This is a genomic window from Mycobacterium sp. E3298 (assembly GCF_001666895.1).
GTDB lineage: Bacteria > Actinomycetota > Actinomycetes > Mycobacteriales > Mycobacteriaceae > Mycobacterium.
In genome coordinates, this window is sequence record NZ_LZJB01000167.1 from 1 (window position 1) to 18,935 (window position 18,935).

The window sequence follows — 18,935 nt, forward strand, 5'->3', positions numbered from 1 at the left end:
CCCGTGTTCGAGCTAGGTCGATGTCGATCATCCTCATGCCCAACACCGTCGACGTGCAGGAGACTTGGACTTGACCACCTTCGGCTCGCGGCCTTTGCGTACGAGCTGGTTAATTGTTGGCATGTTGCCACCCCCTTCCCATGAATGCCTTGCATAAAAAACTAACGGCTACCGGTTCCCGCGGCGCGAAGCCCACAGATCCAGGCGGTTCATTTTGAGATAAACGAAAGGGTCCGCCCGCTGATCTTCTCTAACAAGAAGCGCGGTAAGGTCCCGGTTTCATACTCTCTCTACTACCACGGCCATCGCCGTACCGACATCGACTCCGCATAGCTTGCCGAGCTCCCGCATGGTGTTCACCTCTGTCAAGGGAACGCCCCGCTGCTGGCATAGCTGAGTGATGCGGCCGATCAGGCGCGAATCTGCATCTTGCGCGACATAGACGCCGATGGCCTTGCCTTGTTCCACCATCTTGGTCGTCTGTTTGGTGCCGACTTTGACGTTGTTCGCAAGATGATGAGCTATCAAGTCCATCATAACAACTCCTACGGAACGATCAAAATCAACCACGTCGGGCACACACATAGGCTATCTTAACACCTCGGTTGGGCAGTGTCAAGAAAGCCTTCGCTAATTTTACGGCTTCCGGGAGGTCCGAAAATCGGCGTGTCGATAGATGACGAGCGAGGACTAAGATCGCCATTCCCGGAGCAAATTACAGACGGAAGCTGCGTGTCCGCGAACAGACAACGCAGCCGTCAAGCCTATATTCATCTAAAAAGCGGGAGCTAGCGGCAGCGACTCTCTATTGTCTAATAGTGGATCTTTACTTTATCTTTTCCGGAATGCGGAATTTTAAGAATCAGGATTCCGTCCGCGTTTCGGTAAGTCCAGCCCGCCGAAGCCGTGGCAAGGTCATTCGTTTCGGCAAGATTCTCATCGTTCAACGTAATCTGCAAGGGCTTCTCTCGCTCCGCGACCAACACATAGGTCGTCTCGCCGGACGTATAACGGAGCTCGAAGGCGACCAGATGCTTCGTGTCCGACGGCGATGTATTCTTGATGTCGGCCATCGACGATATGATCGCGCCGGTGCAGGCCTGCTTGCGCTGGCTTGTTTCCGGGCAGCCCGGGATGGAGACCGAGCTGAAGTCCGGATTCGGTCCCTCTCCTTCCAAATAGCGCTGCAAGAAGGTAGTCTTCACGATCTCCTCGGGATTCAGCATCGTCGTATCCGAGCGGCTGTTAGCTATAAGCCGCCAGTTGTCCGGGTAACCGCCGCGCCACGTCTCGTCCTCGCCCGACGCCTGCTGGATTTCCGCGCTGGCGAGAATGCCGTCCGCGACCTGCTTCCACGGTCCCTCATTGTCATACGAGGTCAGCTCCAGCAGCTCGTAGGCATAGACGAGGCCGTTCCATTGCACCGGCACTGCGAACCACGGGTTAATATAAGCCGAGGCGCCGAAGATCGGGATCGTCGCGTATTTCATCAGCGGACGCTCGTCGACGCCCCACGTGTACACAAACGGAAGTCCCTTCTCCGCCCAAGCCTTCGCTTGATCGAGATATTCCGGTTTGCCGGTCAGCTTGTAAGCCTCCAGGTAGGCGCCTACCGCATGGCCCGCGGCCAGAATGTCCGGCGTATGCAGCGGCACCTCCCACGGCTGGCTGGTGCGCGGTACCCCGCCCATCGTGGCGAGAGCCACCAAGCCTTTCAGGCCGGCCGCCCGGGCCGCGTCGTCTCCGGTCATGCCCGCATATTGCAGCAGCAGCTTCACATTCTGCGCCGTTTGGCCGAACATCGGCGTGCCGTTCTCGCCAAGAGGCGGATTGTACGCACCTGCATTTTTGTACAGCCAGGCGCCAGACGCGTCTTGATCCGTAATCAGCGCCTGCATATTTGCTTTAAGGCCGGCCAGGGCATCGTCCCAATACCCGATCAGGAAGGGCGCCTGGAACTGCGGAATGTGATAGTCCGGCTTGCCTAGCCGCTTCTTGTCCGGCATCGCGGACAGCGCCTGCGACAGGACGTCTTCAACCTCCGCCTTGCGTTCCGGACGGGCGGCGGCTAGCAGCTTGAGGCTGACCATGTCCGCCGGGAATTGATCCGTGCCCCAGGAGGCGATATTGACATGCCGCCATCCCTTCGTCGCCGGATCCCAATAGGTGCGAAGGTAAGCGTCGAGGCCCAATTCGTCTTGCTTCTCGGACGAGCGAACCTCGGGAACAGCCGGCAGCCCCCCGTTGTCCCGCAGGTAGAGTGATACCGCGTCTGCTACCGTATCCGATTCGGCCGTCGTGATCCCGGCCGTCAGCGTGAGCGTCCGGCCCGCAGTCAGAGCATAAGCCGTATCGGCCAGCTCATGGTTCTCCTTCACATAATCCGGGACGCTTAACGCGGACAGGCCCATCACATGGTTGTTCTGGTTCTCCACCCAGTTCGGCGAAGCGAACCGGGCGGCCGGCAGCTCGTGAACGCCGTCCCACTGCTGCTTCGGATCCCAGCTCAAGCTGATCAAGTCATTGCCTTGACGGACCGCCATCAGCGGAACCGTAATCTTGTACGGATGAGGAACGTAGCGCAGGTAAGCGGGCGTATGCACGTCCTGCTGGCTCGACGACGATTCGTCGCCCGTCAGCCATTCCAATCCCGGGAACAAAGCCTCGTCCTTGGACGAGCCGAAGCTGCCTTCCCCTACCGTCAGCACCGGGCCCGTCAGGTTGAGGAGCTCGGCGTCCCGGTCGGCCTGCACGCGCTGGCCGGTCTTGATCTGATCGTCCGCATCGCTCAATGCGAAGCTGAACTGATAAGACCACTGTCTGCCGGAGGAATCCTTCACGGCGCCTTCGAACGCCAGCGACGCCGTTCCGTTCGAGACGTCGGCTAAGACGCGCTCCGGATAGAAGGCGACGGTCTCGGCGAAGCCGCCGGCCTGCTTAACGACAACTGCCGCGAAAGGCTGCACGCTTGCCATCAGCTTCCAGTCCTGCGAATCGCCGTCCCAGGTGTACACCTGATATTGCCCGTAGCCGAATCCCGACTTCTGCGCGACGAGCCGCGTGTTGCCGTTCTCCAGCACGGCGTCGCCGGTGTCCTTGGTATACGCCTGCGCCTTGTTCGGCCGCCCGGCTTCGTTATTCGCGCCGGACTTCACGACCGGCAGCGAAACGGAGTAGCTCTGCTCGAACCCCGCCGCATGCAGCCGCACCTCTACGCTGGACGGACTCTCCGCTGTCGCTTTGACCTTCCAGGCCGCGGTGGCCGTATCGCCCGGCGCCAGGTCGCCGAGCGGAACGGCGTTCGCGCCATCCAATACCTGCAGCCCGTCCGGCACGACCAGCTCGGCTTCGGCGCCGAAGAAGGTTTTGCCGCCCGTATTATTTATCGCGACGGTAATGTCCGCTTCCTCGCCCGGGTGCAGGGCCGGCTTCGAGCGCTTCACCGACAGATCTGCCCCGGCCGGACTGGATATGAACCGGACCTCGTCGAACGCCATTTTCGCCCCCGAGCGGTCGCCTCCCTCCAGATCCAGGCGCAGCTTGGTGATCTTGCCCTTCCACAGCGGGTGGTCGCCTACCGCCACGGTATAGTCGTGCATGCTGCCGTCCGCCTGAATCGTGAAGTCGATCCGCTGCGTTTCCGCATAGGAAGGCTTCGTATCCGTCGCGAAGAAAACCGACACATACTGTCCCGCGGTCGCGCTCATGCGGACGGTCAGCGTCTTATCCCGCTCGCCGATGATGCCCTCCACGTTCTCGTTGCCGAGGTACGGATCGCCCCCGTTCACCGATGTATGAAGCGCGCCTCCCGATACGTCAAAGGGGGTCAAATTGCTCAGCGGCAGCCAGCCCTGCGCGTCGCCGTCTTTGTTCCAGTCATAAGAGGGCAGGGCGACGCTTTGGAAATGAATGGCGTCGATCTCCCAGCTGCCTGCCGGCGGATCGCCCGTCCCGTTCAATTGAAGGCGGAGCTGCCCGATATCGCCCGCCCATGACGGGTGCTCCCACAGCTTGACCGTATACTCGTGATACTGCCCATCCGCCGCGATCGGAACGGAGACCTTGTCATCGGCCTTGAATGCCGTCTCCCCTTGGGTCGTGAAGGCAACGGACAGGGAAGCGGCGGTAGATGCCGTTCCTTCGACCTTGGTCCGGATCTTCATCTCGCCCAGCTCCTCCGCCGGCTTGCCGATCGGGCCGGACTCGATCATCGGCTGCGAACCGTTAACAGTCGTTCGGACGCTTCCCGGCTGAATTGTCCAGTCCGAGAGATCCTGCTTCACGCTCCAGCCATCGGCCGTTCCGTTGAAATCATAACCGAAGCCCGACTGCTCCCCGATGCGGAAGTAGTCGAGAGCGACTTCAGACGGGACGCTGGAGGACGGCTCGAGGTCCATTCGCAGCTTTTGCACCGTGCCTTTCCAATACGGGTTTAAGGACGGCTTCACCGTATACTCGTGATACTCCCCGTCCGCCTTGATCGGCACGATAATGCGCTTCGCTTCGGCCAAGCCCGGAGACAAATCCGTATCAAAGTAAAAGGCGACGGATTCCCCCTTCGTTGCCTTCATCCGAAACGACAGCGTCTGATCCGCCGATGCGGACAGTCCGAGCGGACTCGTCGCGTACCAGTACGGATCCGTCTTGTCGAGCTGCAGCTGCAGCGCCCCCTCCTCGACTTTAAAGGACGCGACGCCATTATAATTTTTGAGCCACCCTTCCGTATTGCCGTTTTCGTTGAACTCGAAGCCGACCGATGTTTGGGTCCCCTGGGCGGACGAAGCCGAAGCGAAGAGGCCGCCTTGGCCGGTCAACAGCAGCGTGAACACCATCATCAAGCTGACGAATCGCTTTCGAGTGCCTTGTTTTCCCCTAAACATGTACCTTCCACCTCCGCATTGGATAGACGGAATGGTGCCGCATCCGCGCGATCGTCAGATCGCCTCCGCCAGCGCCTTCCGCATTTGATCCCGCAAGCCGTACAAACGGGTCAGGCTGTCTTCCAGCCCGCCTCGGCGGTTGCGAGCAAGCCAATTGTCCTTCAGGTCGCCGATTACTTGCTCCAGTTCCGCGATCATGGATGTCAGCTTCTCTCGGGTCCGATCCACCTCCTCCCGGTCGAGCTTAAACCGTCCCAGATCGGCACCGAGCAGGATCAGCCGGCCTGCCTGGCGGTATTCGGCCACAAGCAATTTGCCGTCGCCGCATGCCAGCTCGACGCTCTCCAGCTCCTCAAGCAGCCGCTCGACGTAAGCTGCGACACCGTCGAATTCCCAACGCTCCATGTCGGGCAGATGAAGGAAGTCGAGCGTTCGGTTCGTATCGTCCAGCTGGTGGTAGTACAACGTACGGAATATACCGCTGCCGTTGAATGCGCTTTCTTTTTCCTCCAGATAATAATTGCCGAAGTCCGTTACGATGTGCCCCATTCGTCCTGAAGCGTCGCGGAATACGAACCGGGTGAGCGCCTCTCCCAAATCAAGCGCCTCGTTCTGCACCGGTCCCCAGGCCATGGCCGCACCGTACAGAAAGCCGGGATAGCTGGCCGGCAGCGGCTGCCAATGTCCTGCGTCCCCCCAATCCGTGTTGATCAGCCCTGCTGCTCCGTGCTTCATGCCGTAGGAGGCCGCGTTCCGAATATTTTGCTTCATATGGTCCGTGAGGCCGGTAATTGAATTCCAGCTGGAGGTGCCGGGACAGACGTAGAATGGGATGCCCGCCCGGGCGTACCGCTCGCATTGGGCCTCCGACGGCTGGTTCGCCGCGTATCCCCACTCCATGGCGATTACGTCGTTCGGAAGCTCCGGGACGAGCTCGGGATGCTCTTTGATGATATCCCCCCAGAACATCATCGTTTTGCCGCGCGCCTTGCAGAGCTCGTAAATGTCCAGCAAGTAGTTAAGGTACACCCTGCCTTTGCCGAGACGCTCGCAGGCCTCCCGGCTGCGCCCCAGTCCGAGGTCGAACGTCTCGTCGCAGCCTACATTGAAGTAGGCGGAGGTAAAATGGGGGAGCAGATCGTCGTACAGCGTCTCGACGAATGCAAGACTCTCCTTATCCACCGGATTCAGGCTCATCGAGCTCTCGAATCGCCCGAGCGGCATGTCGAAGCCGTCGGGACACTCGGCGATCGGCTTGAACTCCACTCTGGCCGTCCATGCCGTCATATGGCCGAAGCTGTTCTGGTTCGGCACGAGATCGATATACCGCTCCCGGCAGTATCGATCGAGGCGTTCGAACTCCTCGCCCGTCATCGGCGTGCGGCCCTCCCATACTTGGGGAAAGCTCGGATAGGCGAACGAGAATCCTTCGATATACAGCTGCAGATGATTGATCTTCCAATCCGAGAGGAGATCGACGAGGCGGTACAGCGTCTCCATGGTCGGAATCTTGTTGCGGCTGATGTCCAGCATGACGCCGCGCACCGGGAAGGCCGGAGCGTCTCCGATCCGCAGGCCCGGGAGCCGGCCGCCGCCTTGCAGCAGAAGCTGCTTGATCGTGGCGACCGCATGGTAAGCGCCCTCCCCGTCTCCGTAGCGGATCTCCGCGCCCTGCTCCGATAGGTCCAGTTCGTAGCTCTGGGCGCCCAGGGCAGGAGCCGGAGCGAACCGAATCGCAGCCTCGGCGGCAGACGATTCGCCTTGACGAGCGGCTCCAGGCCTTTCGGCCGCTTCGGCCAGCAGCTTACGCAGCCTTTCCGCTGCGCGTCCGACGATCCGCTCCTCTCCCTCCTCCGAATGAATGGCCGTATTGGCCGTCACAAGGCAGCCGCCGGGCAGCCGTTCCCACCTCGCGGGCGCCGGCGCCAGAAGCCATGCCGGAGACTCGTTCATCGCGCATAACCTCCATTCGTCAGAAATCGATAATGCGAGCCTTCGCCCAGAATCAGCGTCTTTGCAGCTGCCTCGTCCGCCAAGTCGTCCGGGTTCGCGACTTCCTCGGCCTCCTCTTCAATAGAAGTGGCTTCCATGGCCACGCCCGGCGGCAGCACGACAGTCGTGACTTCCGCGACCACGACTTCCGCGGTCACGCCCGGCGGCAGCTCGACATAGAAGGCGATGCCTTTGTGCATCCGTTCCCACCGGACGCGAATGTCGCCCTGAACGGTTTTGATCGTCCCCTTCGCATAAGTCAGCACAGGGGCGAAGTTGGGCGAGATCCTTACCCGGGCGTACGCGGGCTCCAGCGCCTGAACGCCCAATAGATAATCCGCCATGAGCCGGGCGGGATAGCCATTCCAGGCATGGCTGTGGGATTCGATATCCTCGAACCCCTCCCACATCGTCTTGGCGCCCTGCGCAATCATGTATCCCCAGCCGGGATAATCGGGCCGGGTGAGCCAAGCCATCGCCGTCGCCCCCTCGCCGTGCTCGAACAGCACACGGAACAGCTCGAGCGAGAGCACCGTCCGGCTGCTCCATTCCTGGGTCAATCCCATAATCGCTTCCGGCAGATCCTCCTCCGGCGTCAATCCGCTGCGGGCAGCCAGAGCATTCGTGCCTTGGCTGCGGGATTCCGACCCCCAGCAATCGCCCCATGCCTTGGCGGCCGGATCGTACAGATGCCGAAGCATGGCGGACTTCAGCGCATTTGCCGCTTCCTCATAGCGGCCAACGTCCTCCGCCTTGCCGTCAAGGCGGGCTAGCTTGGACATCAGCTCGAGCGCCCGGTGGAACTTCGCATTGTACACGGTCAGATAGGGTCCTTCTTGATCCACCGACGGGTAAGGCCAATCGCTGATGTGCCAATATCCGCTCTTCGGGAGCAGCCCGGTCTCCCCGCTTACTCGGCCCAGCAGGGCGTCGATCATCCGGCTGGCCGCGCCGTAGCAGCGCTGCACGATGTCGAGATCACTGTAGGCGAAGTACACGTTCCACAGCAAACTGACGAAGTGAAGATCCCACTCCGGTATGCGGAAATCGAACTCCGGCCGGTCCGTGCTGCCGGGCGCGACGAACGGGAAGGTGCCGTCCGGCTGCATCGCGTCGCGGAAGTCCTCAAGCACCTTGCGGAGCACCGGCCGCGCGCCCGCGAAGAAGGCGGTCAGCGTCTCCGACTGCAGGTCGGAGTCCGCCAAATACTGCGCCTGCTCGCGATGCGGGCAGTCGGTGACGAGTCCGAGCACGTTGTTCTTCTGCGTGCGGATGCAAGCGTCGAACAGGGCGTTCAGCAGCGGGTCCGAGCATTCGAAGCCTCCTTCGTCCCCGAGGGGCGTGTGAGCCCAGACCACCTCCGCGTCCTCCTCCCCGATCCAGCCGGGGTAGCCTGTAATCTCAAAGTAACGGAACGCCTTGTAGGCGAAGTCCGGCTGCCATGTCTCCTCCTTGCCGTCCGGGTCGCCACCCATCGCATATTCGTCGCAGTATGTAGCGGAGCGCTCGTTGCAGACGCTGCGCGCAACCGAGCCGTCCGCCTCCAGCCGTTCGGAATACCGCACCCGGATCTCGGCGCCCCCGACGCCGCGCAGCGTCAGCCTCACCCATCCGCTCACGATCCGTCCGGCGTCGAACGTCTGATGGCCGACACGCTGGATGCCGCAGCGCTCGGGCCGGATGGCGCATTCCTCGCGGCCCTCCGGAATAGCCTGCGGCACCAGCACCCATGGCTCCTCCGCAGATTCGATCAAGGACGGCACTGCGTACCCGGCAGTTAGGTCGTCCCGCTCTCCCCGCATCCACGCCGTCGTCCTTCGGGCGATTCGCCCGTCGTACCTCTCGGAAACGGACAGCCGCCGGCTCTGCTGATACGGCCTGCCGGCGGCGTACGGAGATTCGCCGCAGACTTCCCACGACTCATCCGATACGAGCCGCAGGTTCCTCCCGCGCGGATCCTCGGCATCCAGCTCGCATCGGAAGCCCGGATAGCCGTCCACCGAATTTTGCCCGCCGCCGCCCAGGTAATGAACGACAGCGGATACCGTGTTAAGGCCGGGAACGAGCAGGGCGGAGATATCGTACCGCAATTCGTACTTGGTGCGGGGCGGGGTCGTTGGCGCAGGCGAGCCGTATCCCGATATCCGGCGGCCGTTCACCTCAAGAAGCAGGAAATGATGCGCCGAGACGCGGAGCTCGGCGCGGGCCGCTCCCCCTTCCCAATGGAAGCTGCGGCGAAACAGGGCATAGTCGTTCGTCCGAACCGGTCCGGGCTTCCAAATCCACATAGCCGCCTCCTCGTGCGCTGCTGACACGAGATCACCTCCTCGTCACCACGAGCTTGACGGATTCCGGCGCTTCGACCCGCACCGTTTCCGGCACCTCGGCCTCTATCCGGATCGATCCGTCGTCCGCTCTGCGCCAAGCGGCGCGGATCGCGCCGAACCTCGTCGGGACCGCGCCTTCCGCCCATTCGAGATCGCCCGGACGGGGGTGCAGGCGGACGATTCCGTCTCCCAGTCTGCTAAGGTCGACGCCCAACACATATTGGGTCAAAATATAGCTCGGCGACGCCCCCCAGCCATGACAGGCGCTGACCGGGATGTTATCGATCAGGTAAGTCGGCGTGTTGCCTTGATAAGGGCTCGGGATAGTGCAGGCCGGCGTGGCAGGATCGAATGTCTCCCACCAGGTGGTCGCCCCCCGCTCGAGCATGCCGCCCCAGTACGAGCGCATGATTGCCAAGGCGCGCTCCGTCCGCCCGCGTTCGATCAGCGCTTCCAGTACGACATGGTAGAAGAACGCCCCCTTCAGCCCGGGGAGCCGTCCGGCGTCATACCATTCGTCCAAGAAGCGCTCGGCCTCCTCGTCGTCCATAACCCCGCTCCACATCGCGGCGAAATTCGTCTGAGCCGTCACAGACGGGGACAGGCCCTCCGGGCCGCGGCAATCCGCGAATACAAGGCTTCCCGGTTGCCTAAGGTTCGCCCGGATCGACGCCCGCAGCCGGACCGCACGCTCCGTCCACTCCGCCGCGCGGTCCGGCATGCCGAGGTCCCGGGCCATCTCCGCAGCCGACTGCAGCGCTTTATAATAAAAGCAGGAGACTACCGTCACTCGGTCGCGCTTGTCGATATAATCCGCCCAGTCGATGAAGCACCACCAGCCGTCCCGATCGGCACCCGCGAACAGCCCGTTCTCGTCTTCCTGAGCGAGGAACCAGCCGAGCAGGCGCTCAACGGCGGGCCACGCCTCCTCGGCGAAGGCTCGGTCCTTCGTATACCTCCAATGCTCGTGGACGCCGAGCAGCCAGTGGGCACAAAAATCCGGCAGCAGAAACGCATTGCGCTCCGGCCCCGTGCCGGGAATCGACCCGTCTTCGTTTTGAATGCGAGCGCCCTGGAGCAGGCATTTGCGAAGCAGCAGCTCATCTCCGAACGTGTGGTAGATCACCTTGCCCATGACGACCGCATCGGCGACCCGGAGCGCCCAGATCCCGAACCACAGTCTCCAAGTCTCTTACAAAGTGGCGTTGAGCGCCTTGATCGGCATCTGCAGATCGTCGAGCAGTTCCAGATCGGCTTCGGCCGGCCGGCCGAGCGTGGTCAGGTAGTTGCCGACGATCACGGCGTTGATGCCGCCCAGGATGCCCTTCTTGGCGCCCAGGTCACCGAGGGTGATCTCACGCCCCCCGGCGAACCGCAGCATCGCGCGCGGCAGGGCCAGCCGGAAGGCGGCCACCGACTTCAGCGCCTCGGCCACCGGCAACACCTCCAGGTCGCCGAACGGCGTGCCGGGCCGCGGGTTGAGGAAGTTCAGCGGGACCTCGTCGGGCCCCAGCTCGGCCAGCTCGGCGGCGAACTCCGCGCGCTGCTCGAGCGTCTCGCCCATGCCCAGGATGCCGCCGCAGCACACCTCCATGCCGGCGTCGCGCACCATCGAAAGGGTCTGCCAGCGCTCCTCCCAGGTGTGGGTGGTCACGACGTTGGTGAAGAACGAGCGGGCGGTCTCGAGGTTGTGGTTGTAGCGGTGCACACCCATCTGCGACAGCTGATCGACCTGCTCGGCGGTCAGCATCCCCAGCGAGCACGCGATGTTGATCTCGACCTCGTTGCGGATCGCCTCGATGCCGGCCGCGACCTGAGTCATCAACCGCTCGTCGGGCCCGCGGACGGCGGCCACGATGCAGAACTCGGTGGCACCGGACTTGGCGGTCTGTTTGGCGGCCTCGACCAGGCTCGGGATGTCCAGCCGGGCGCTGCGCACCGGCGAAGCGAACAACCCCGACTGCGAACAGAAATGGCAGTCCTCGGGGCAGCCACCGGTCTTCAGGCTGATGATGCCCTCGACCTCCACCTCGGGGCCACACCAGCGCATCCGCACCTCGTGGGCCAGCTCCAGCAGGTCGTCGAGCCGGTCGTCCGGCAGCTGCAGCACCCGCAACACCTGCTCGCGATCCAGTCCCTCGCCGCGCTCGAGCACCTGTTCGCGGGCAACCGCCAGAATGTCCGCGTCGTTGGCGCCGGTCGCCGGTCGAGTTGCCGCTTGAGTCACCAGTACTCCCCTGCATCGTCGCTGGCCGCGCGCGCGGCCTCCTGCCCCACGGTCGTGGCGGCTGTCAATAAAAAGTGTTCAAAGTAGGGTAACGGCCGCAGTGCATGCCATCCCCCGGGGTATCTCACCACCATGACCGACCCACACGTCACCTATGTGGCCCACCACATGATTCTGCTGGCGATCCCGGCGTTCCTGCCGGCGATCATCGTCGTCGGCGTGATCCTCTACGTCGCGCTCAAAGACCGCCGGACCCCCGACGAGTCCGAGGACGCCGGGCAGCGCGACGACGAAAATCGGTGATTGACCGGCCCGTGATTTGGGCATTCCGCTTCGTGCGAGCTGGATCACAGCTCGCCAGGCAGTCGGGCGCTGTTGGGAGGGTTTGACGATGACATCGGCGGAACTCGTTTTCGTTGCGGAGGCGCCGGCGCGCGGCGCCGGCCTCAACCAGGTGATCGGGCTCTCGGTCGCGGCGGTGGTGATCGCCGCGGGCATGCTGTGGATCGGTTATGCCCATCGCACCCATCGCATCCAGTGGCTGACCCGGGTCGCCGACAAGCTGGGCGAGAAGTTCCACCGGCCCAACTGGGTGGCGCTGCCGGTCATGATCTTCACGACGTTCATCATCTGCGCCCTGTTCGGGTTCATCTGGGACGTCAGCTGGCACATCGGCAACGGACGCGACCCCGGCCCGTTGGCCAACCCCGCGCACTATTTCATCATCATCGGCCTGTTCGGCATCTTCGTCGGCGGCGCGGTGTCGGTCGTGCTGCCGTTCGACAAGCCGGGGCCCGCGGCGGTGCGCATCACGCGCAACTGGTATGCGCCGGTCGGCGGACTGTTGATGGCCGGCTGCGGGATGTACGCGATGATCGGGTTCCCGCTCGACGACATCTGGCACCGGATCTTCGGTCAAGACGTCACCCTTTGGGGCCCAACGCATTTGATGATGATCGGCGGGGCGTGTTTCTCGCTGTTCTCGGTGCTGATGCTGGAGCGTGAGGGCGAGGCGCACGAAGCCGGGGAGGTATTCAACGGCGCGTTCATCTCGTTCCTGCGGTACCTGTCGTTCGGCGGGTTGTTCATCGGCCTGTCGGTCTACCAGATCGAGTTCGACTTCGGGGTCCCGCAGTTCCGGCTGGTGTTTCAGCCGATGCTGATCGCCGCGGCGTCCGCACTGGCCGCCGTCGCCGCCCGCCTGACGATGGGCCGCGGCGCCGCGATCATCGCGGCGGTGTTCGCCATCGCGCTGCGGGGCGCAGTCGCGGTGGTCGTCGGCCCCATCCTGGGCGCCCCGATCAACTGGTTCCCGCTCTACCTGGGTCCCGCCCTCATCGTCGAGCTGGTGGCGCTGACGCCGTTGATCAAGCGCCCGCTGGTGTTCGGCGCCGTCTCGGGCCTCGGGGTCGCCACGGTGGGGCTCTGGCTGGAATCGCTGTGGATCGGGGCCGTCTACCACTACCCGTGGCCGACCAGCATGTGGGGCGAGGCGCTGGCGATGTCGGTGCCGGTGGCCGTCCTGACCGGGTTGTGCGGCGCGATGTTCGGCATGGTGCTCACCGGCGAGCGCGTGCCGGGCCGCCGGCTCGCCATCGGCGTCGTCGCGCTGACGGTGCTCGTGATCGGTTGCGCGGTGGCCAACGGGTTGCACATCCTCGTGCCGGGCAAGAACACCGCCACCGTGACGCTGACGGATCTGCCCAGCCCCGCAGGCCAGCGGATGGTGTCGGCCGATGTGATGATCTCCCCGACGACCATGGTCAGCGACCACCCGGACTGGCTGACGATCCTGTCCTGGCAGGGGCGGATGCAGAACGACCGCGGCCTGATGATCGACAAGCTCGCCAAGGTCGGGCCGGGGCACTACCGGTCCACGCAGCCGGTCCCGGTGTGGGGTGACTGGAAGACGCTGTTGCGGGTCCAGGACGGCCGCACGATGACGGCCGTGCCGATCTACGAGCCGGCCGACGACGCCATCCCGGCGCCCGAGGTCCCCGCCCTCGCGACGAGTACGCGGCCGTTCGTCCTGGAGGTCACGATCCTGCAGCGCGAGCGCGACCAGAGCGCGCCGGCCTGGCTGTTCACCGCCGGCGGAATCGTCGTGCTGTTCCTGACGCTGATGGTCATCACCGCCCTGACCTGGGGCGCCGGCCGGATCAACAACTACGACACCCTGCCCAAGCGGCCCGAGGAGGAGAAGCACACCGTGCCCGGCACCCCCCAGGCGGCGTGACCGATGGGGATGCGTAGCGCCCTGGCCGCGGCGTGGGTGGCGGCTTTGGCGTGGGCGCTGATCGCGTGCGGCGGTTCGCAGAGCCAGTCCCCTGCCGCCGGCCCGACGGTCGACGTCACCATCGCCAAAGGACAGGTGACCCCGACCAACGCCACGCTGCAGGCCAAGGTGCGCCAGCAGATCACCCTGCACGTGACCAGTGACGCCACCGACGAGTTGCACGTCCACTCGACGCCCGACCACAAGTTCCCGGTCGCCGCGGCGCCCAACCAAACCTTCCAGTTCGCCGTCGACGTCCCCGGCAACGTCGAGGTGGAGCTGCACCATCTGGACCGCACGATCGCGACCATCCAAGTCCAACCGTGAGCGCCCGCGGCGCGACCGCGGTCCTCGCGCACGGCCTCGGCGGATCCGGCGACCTTCCGGTGCCGTACATGTACGCGATGGTCGGGGCGGCGTGGGCGCTGACGTTCACCTTCGCGCTGGTCGCGTTCGCGTGGCGGAAGCCGCGGTTCGATCCCGCCAAGCCGGGCCGTCCGCTGCCGGCGGCGGTGACCGCCGTCGTCGACGCGCGGGCGACGCGCTGGACGGCGGCCGCCCTCGGCCTGATCTTCGCGACCTGGGCGGTGGCGGCCGGGGTGTGGGGCCCGCGGTCGGAGGCCAATGCCCTGCTCGGCGTGTTCTACGTGCTGCTATGGGTCGGGCTGGTGGCGGTGTCGCTGCTGATCGGACCGGTCTGGCGGGTGATTTCGCCGATGCGGACGATCTATCTGTTGCTGCGCCGCGGCACGCCGGAGCGCCTGCACTCACCGCGGCTGGCCTATCCCGACGGCTGGGGCTACCGGCCCGCCGCGCTGGGCCTGTTCGCCTTCGTCTGGATGGAACTGGCCAGCCCGAACCCGGCGTCGCTGCCGTGGGTGCGGGCGTGGCTGGCCGGCTACGCCGTGGCGATGCTGGCGGGCGCCTGGTTGTGCGGCCAGCGCTGGCTGGCCCGGGCCGACCCGTTCGGGGTGTACAGCATGGCGGTGTCGCGCCTGTCGCCGTTTCGCCGCAACCCCGACACCGGGCGCATCGTCGTCGGGAACCCCCTCGACCATCTGCCGTCGCTGCCCGTGCGCCCCGGCGTGGTCATGGTGCTCGCGGTGCTGCTCGGGTCCACGGCGTTCGACAGTTTCTCGTCGTCGCCTACGTGGCGCGGCTTCGCCGATCGGCTCTCCCCCGGCATCGGCCTGGCGCCCGCGGCGTCGTCGTCGCTGCTGCGGACGCTGGGCCTCATAGTCTTCATTTCGGTTGTGGCCGTGACGTTTTCGCTCGCCGCCCGCGCAACGGGCGGCGTCGACCGCGAGCGGCGCCGCGCCCTGCCCGGGCAGCTGGCGCACTCCCTGATCCCGATCGTGGTGGGCTACATCTTCGCCCACTACCTGACCTACCTCGTCGAGCGCGGGCAGCAGGCGGTGTCCGCGCTGGCCGACCCCTTCGGCCGCGGCTGGAACGTGCTGGGGCTGGCGCATCAGCAGGTCGCCTACGTGCTGTCCACCCACCCGCCGGTGCTGGCCGGGATCAAGGTGGCGTGCGTGGTGACCGGCCACATCCTCGCGGTGGTCGCGGCCCACGACAAGGCCCTGCGGCTGCTGCCCAGGGGCCACCAGCTCACCGGCCAGCTGACGATGATGCTGGTCATGGTCGGCTACACCTTCACCGGCCTGTACCTGCTGTTCGGCGGTTAGCCGATCAGGTGGTCGACCTTCTTCTCGCCGTTCCAGTGCCGCAGGGCGGCGAAGCTGCCCTCGACCAGCGTGGGCCGGCCAGCGATGCGCAGCGCGCGGCTCAGGGCCGGGCCGCCGACACGTCGGGCCAGCGTGACGTGCGGCGTCCACTGACCCGGCAGGCTGGTGGGCGCCGCCGCGGGGGCCAGGTGCTTCCCGCACAGCCGGTGCACCTCGGCGTGGAAATCGAGCAATTCGGCCGTCGGCACGACGAGCCGGGCCAGGATCGCATTGGAGCGCCCCAGCAGCACCGACGCGCCGACGGCGCAGCCCAGCGGCAGCCGCCCGGTGAGCGGCCGCAGCGCGGCGTCGGCCTCCTCGGCGATGCGGTCGGCCACCGCGAGCGTGACGTGCGGTCTCCCGGCGGGGGCCTGGCTGGGAATCCCGGCGCCCGCCAGCGCGTCCCACAGCCCGCGGATCGTCGCCTCGGTCTCGCCGTCGAAGAGCAGCTCGATGGAATGCACCATCAGCGAACCAGCGCGGTGACCCAGTCGCGGTCGAACGCCGCCGCGCTCATGTCCGCGAACTGCGCGGCGTCCATCGCCCCGGCGCCCGCGGGCAGCGCGGCCCGCACCGGGCCCAGCCGGTCCAGCGCGACCCGGTTCGAGGTCTCCGCAGGCCCGGGGCTGGCCGGCCAGCTCCCGATGACCAACCCCGCACACGAAACATTGTGCGCGGCAAGCGCTTCCAGCGTCAGCGCGGTGTGGTTGAGGGTGCCCAGCTCGGCGGTGACCGCGACCAGCGCCGGGGCGCCCAGCGCCACCGCCAGATCCCGCAGGGTGACCCCCGCGGCGGCGAGCTCGACCAGCAGCCCGCCGGCCCCTTCCACCAGCGTCAGCCGCCCGGGGCGGTCCAGGGCGGTGATCAGCCGCAGCACCTGGTCGCCGGTGGGCAGCGCCGCGCCGGCCAGCTCGGCCGCGGCGGCCGGCGCCAGCGGTTGCGGGTAGCGGGCGAGCGCGGCCAGTTCGGTCGCGCCGGACAGCCGGGCGACCTCGGCCAGGTCGTCGTCGCCGGAGTCGGTGCCGGTCTGGACCGGTTTGCAGACCGCCACGTCGATGCCGGCCTGACGGGCGTGGCAGGCCAGGGCGGCGGTGACGACGGTCTTGCCGACCCCGGTGCCCGTGCCCGTGACGACCAGGACGGTCAAGGGCGCGTCACGGCGAGGACGTCGGACAGCACCCGCCGGGCGATGTCGAGTTCGGCGGCGTCCAGCGACGCCCGCGCGGTCAGCCGCAGCCGGGACGTCCCGGCGGGCACCGTCGGGGGCCGGAAGCAGCCCACCTTCACGCCGGCATCCAGGCAGGCGGTCGCGGCGGCCAGCGCCACCTCCGGGTCGCCCAGGATCACCGACACCACCGCCGAGTGGGGCGCGTCGGGAACGTCGCACGCCTCGGCGAGGGCGCGGGCGTGCCGCAACACCGCCTCGGGCCGCCACGGCTCGGCCCGCAGCACGCCCAGCGCGGCGCGCGCGGCGCCCACCGCGGCGGGCGCCAGGCCGGTGTCGAAGATGAACGTGCGCGCCGCGTCGATCAGGTGGGCCCGCACCGCCGCCGGTCCGAGCACCACGCCGCCCTGGCTGCCCAGCGCCTTCGACAGCGTCGTGGTCACCACCACGTCGGGTGCGCCGGCCAGCCCGAGCTCGTGCAGCAGCCCGCGCCCGCCACCGCGCACGCCCAGGCCGTGGGCCTCGTCGACGATCAACAGCGCGCCCTGCCGGCGACAGGCCTCGTGCAGCTCGCCCAGCGGCGCCAGCGCGCCGTCGGCGCTGAACACCGACTCGGTGATCACGACGGCCCGCTCCTCGTCGCGCGAGGCGAGGGCGGCCGCCACGGCGTCGACGTCGCGGTGCGGCGTCACCACCACCCGGGCCCGCGACAGCCGGCAGGCGTCGACCAAAGACGCGTGGGAGAGGGCGTCGGACACCAGCAGCGAACCCCGGCCCGACAGGCCGACGACCGCGCCCAGGTTGGCCGCGTATCCGGACGAGAAGAGCAGGGCCGCCGATGCGCCGACGTACTCGGCGAGCTCGGACTCGAATTGCTGATGCAGGTCGGTGTCGCCGGTGACCAGCCGGGATCCGGTGGCCCCGGCGCCCCACATGCGCAGCGCGGCGACGCCGCCCTCGATCACGTCGGGGTGCTGGGACAGGCCGAGATAGTCGTTGGACGCCAGATCGAGCTCGGTGGCGACGGCCGGGCGGGGCCGCAAGGAGCGACGCAGCCCCGCCTCGCGGCGCTGCTTCTCCACCTCCTCCAGCCAGGCCAGTGGGGAAACCTCGATCGGTGTTTTCATCGCCCTAAAGACTACGAGAGCCAACGAGGCGGGCGACCTCGACCATCGCCGAGGTGATCTGGGCGATCTCGCCCGGCGGGCAGATGTAGGGCGGCATCGCGTAGACCAGGTTGCGGAACGGGCGCAGCCAGACGCCGCGCTCCATTGCCGCCGGGGTGGCGACGGCCAGGTCGACCGGGCGGGCGCACTCGATGACGCCGATCGCCCCGCACACCCGCACGTCGGTGACGCCGGGCAGCGCGCGGGCGGGCTCGAGCCCGTCCGCGAGCCCGGCGGCGATCTCACCCACCCGCGCGCGCCAGTCCTGGTCTAGCAGCAGCTCGACGCTGGCCACCGACACCGCGCAGGCCAGCGCATTGGCCATGAAGGTGGGCCCGTGCATCAGCGCGCCGGCCTCGCCGGCGCTGATGGTGTGCGCGATGTCGGTGCTGCACAGCGTGGCGGCCAGGGTGACGTAGCCGCCGGTCAGAGCCTTGCCCACGCACATGATGTCCGGGCTCACCCCGGCGTGGTCGGCCGCGAACAGCTCGCCGGTGCGGCCGAAGCCGGTGGCGATCTCGTCGAAGATCAGCAGCACGTCGTGCCGCCGGCACAGCTCGCGCAGGTCGCGCAGGTAGCGGGGGTCGTGGAAGCGCATCCCGCCGGCGCCCTGCACCACCGGTTCGACGATGACGGCCGCCAGTTCGCCGGCGTGCTCGGCGAGCTGCTGCTCGAACGCCGCGGTGTAGCCGGGGTCGTAGTCGCGCGGGACCTGCGGGGCGAACACCTGGCGGGCCAGGATGTCGGTCCACAGCGTGTGCATGCCGCCGTCGGGATCGCAGACGCTCATCGGCGTGAACGTGTCGCCGTGGTAGCCGCCCCGCCAGGTCATCAGCCGGTGCTTGCCGGGCCGGCCGCGGCTGCGCCAGTACTGAAGCGCCATCTTGACCGCGACCTCGACGGACACCGATCCGGAATCGCTGAAGAACACGGTGTCCAGCCCGGCCGGGGTGGTGTCCACCAGCAGCTGCGCCAGCCGGGCGGCCGGTTCGTGCGTGAGCCCGCCGAACATGACGTGGTTCATCACTCCCAGCTGCGTGGTCAGCGCCGCGTCCAGCACCGGGTGGCCGTGCCCGTGAATCGCGGTCCACCACGAGCTCATCGCGTCGAGCGCCTCGATCGGCTCGCCGTCCCGGATCAACGTCAACGTGGCCCCCCGCGCGGCGACCCCTGCCC

The 18,935-nt window shown here is 66.4% G+C and carries 14 protein-coding genes; 4 read left to right on the forward strand and 10 right to left on the reverse strand.

From position 1 onward, the window contains the following. Positions 1 to 279: 279 nt before the first annotated feature. From A9X05_RS07725 to bioB, 6 genes are all read right to left on the reverse strand, one after another. Entirely contained in the window at positions 280 to 579 is a 300-nt protein-coding gene (locus A9X05_RS07725; protein WP_231978295.1) for a ribosomal L7Ae/L30e/S12e/Gadd45 family protein, read from the reverse strand. A gap of 233 nt (positions 580 to 812) precedes the next feature. Continuing rightward, positions 813 to 4,829 (reverse strand): hypothetical protein, encoded by a 4,017-nt coding sequence (locus A9X05_RS07730; protein ID WP_156736546.1) that lies wholly within the window; start codon positions 4,827 to 4,829, stop codon positions 813 to 815. A 105-nt stretch (positions 4,830 to 4,934) separates the two neighbouring features. Then, the gene (locus tag A9X05_RS07735) at positions 4,935 to 6,833 is read right to left on the reverse strand and encodes a family 20 glycosylhydrolase (protein WP_067780445.1); all 1,899 of its coding nucleotides are present in this window, start codon (positions 6,831 to 6,833) and stop codon (positions 4,935 to 4,937) included. Beyond that, entirely contained in the window at positions 6,830 to 9,160 is a 2,331-nt protein-coding gene (locus A9X05_RS07740; RefSeq protein ID WP_067780448.1) for an alpha-L-rhamnosidase, read from the reverse strand. Before A9X05_RS07740 ends, A9X05_RS07735 begins: the two co-directional genes overlap by 4 nt. A 31-nt stretch (positions 9,161 to 9,191) precedes the next feature. Continuing rightward, positions 9,192 to 10,379, reverse strand: a complete 1,188-nt coding sequence (locus A9X05_RS07745) for an alpha-L-rhamnosidase C-terminal domain-containing protein (protein ID WP_368664921.1) — start codon at positions 10,377 to 10,379, stop codon at positions 9,192 to 9,194. A 12-nt stretch (positions 10,380 to 10,391) separates the two neighbouring features. Continuing rightward, the gene (bioB, locus tag A9X05_RS07750) at positions 10,392 to 11,426 is read right to left on the reverse strand and encodes a biotin synthase BioB (RefSeq protein ID WP_067748062.1); all 1,035 of its coding nucleotides are present in this window, start codon (positions 11,424 to 11,426) and stop codon (positions 10,392 to 10,394) included. Between the two features lie 132 nt (positions 11,427 to 11,558). Here bioB and A9X05_RS31575 point away from each other — a divergent pair, with 132 nt between their 5' ends. The 4 genes from A9X05_RS31575 to A9X05_RS07765 all read left to right on the forward strand — a co-directional run bounded on the left by A9X05_RS31575 (position 11,559) and on the right by A9X05_RS07765 (position 15,389). After that, the gene (locus A9X05_RS31575; protein ID WP_197498966.1) at positions 11,559 to 11,729 is read left to right on the forward strand and encodes a hypothetical protein; all 171 of its coding nucleotides are present in this window, start codon (positions 11,559 to 11,561) and stop codon (positions 11,727 to 11,729) included. A gap of 88 nt (positions 11,730 to 11,817) precedes the next feature. Next, the gene (locus A9X05_RS07755; RefSeq protein ID WP_067780451.1) at positions 11,818 to 13,662 is read left to right on the forward strand and encodes a hypothetical protein; all 1,845 of its coding nucleotides are present in this window, start codon (positions 11,818 to 11,820) and stop codon (positions 13,660 to 13,662) included. A 3-nt stretch (positions 13,663 to 13,665) separates the two neighbouring features. Continuing rightward, positions 13,666 to 14,028, forward strand: coding sequence for a hypothetical protein (locus tag A9X05_RS07760; RefSeq protein WP_067748065.1), 363 nt, complete (start codon positions 13,666 to 13,668; stop codon positions 14,026 to 14,028). Further along, positions 14,025 to 15,389: a hypothetical protein gene (locus tag A9X05_RS07765; protein ID WP_067780454.1), complete on the forward strand. Its 1,365-nt coding sequence runs from the start codon at positions 14,025 to 14,027 to the stop codon at positions 15,387 to 15,389. The genes A9X05_RS07760 and A9X05_RS07765 overlap by 4 nt, the downstream gene beginning before the upstream one ends. Here A9X05_RS07765 and A9X05_RS07770 read toward each other — a convergent pair. The 4 genes from A9X05_RS07770 to A9X05_RS07785 form a co-directional block, all read right to left on the reverse strand. Further along, positions 15,386 to 15,895 (reverse strand): 2'-5' RNA ligase family protein, encoded by a 510-nt coding sequence (locus tag A9X05_RS07770; protein WP_067780456.1) that lies wholly within the window; start codon positions 15,893 to 15,895, stop codon positions 15,386 to 15,388. The genes A9X05_RS07765 and A9X05_RS07770 overlap by 4 nt on opposite strands. Next, complete coding sequence (gene bioD / locus A9X05_RS07775; protein ID WP_067780459.1) at positions 15,895 to 16,575, reverse strand: dethiobiotin synthase; 681 nt, start codon at positions 16,573 to 16,575, stop codon at positions 15,895 to 15,897. The genes A9X05_RS07770 and bioD overlap by 1 nt, the downstream gene beginning before the upstream one ends. Beyond that, complete coding sequence (locus A9X05_RS07780) at positions 16,572 to 17,720, reverse strand: 8-amino-7-oxononanoate synthase (RefSeq protein WP_067780461.1); 1,149 nt, start codon at positions 17,718 to 17,720, stop codon at positions 16,572 to 16,574. Before A9X05_RS07780 ends, bioD begins: the two co-directional genes overlap by 4 nt. A 4-nt stretch (positions 17,721 to 17,724) precedes the next feature. Continuing rightward, a partial coding sequence (locus tag A9X05_RS07785) for an adenosylmethionine--8-amino-7-oxononanoate transaminase (RefSeq protein ID WP_067780467.1) occupies positions 17,725 to 18,935 on the reverse strand: 1,211 nt, incomplete at its 5' end.

Bases quoted from the DNA above. Each gene is read 5' to 3' on its own strand.
- A9X05_RS07735 (WP_067780445.1), bottom strand. From the start codon at position 6,833: ATGAACGAGTCTCCGGCATGGCTTCTGGCGCCGGCGCCCGCGAGGTGG.
- A9X05_RS07740 (WP_067780448.1), bottom strand. From the start codon at position 9,160: ATGTGGATTTGGAAGCCCGGACCGGTTCGGACGAACGACTATGCCCTG.
- A9X05_RS31575 (WP_197498966.1), top strand. From the start codon at position 11,559: ATGACCGACCCACACGTCACCTATGTGGCCCACCACATGATTCTGCTG.
- A9X05_RS07755 (WP_067780451.1), top strand. From the start codon at position 11,818: ATGACATCGGCGGAACTCGTTTTCGTTGCGGAGGCGCCGGCGCGCGGC.
- A9X05_RS07760 (WP_067748065.1), top strand. From the start codon at position 13,666: ATGGGGATGCGTAGCGCCCTGGCCGCGGCGTGGGTGGCGGCTTTGGCG.
- A9X05_RS07770 (WP_067780456.1), bottom strand. From the start codon at position 15,895: ATGGTGCATTCCATCGAGCTGCTCTTCGACGGCGAGACCGAGGCGACG.
- A9X05_RS07780 (WP_067780461.1), bottom strand. From the start codon at position 17,720: ATGAAAACACCGATCGAGGTTTCCCCACTGGCCTGGCTGGAGGAGGTG.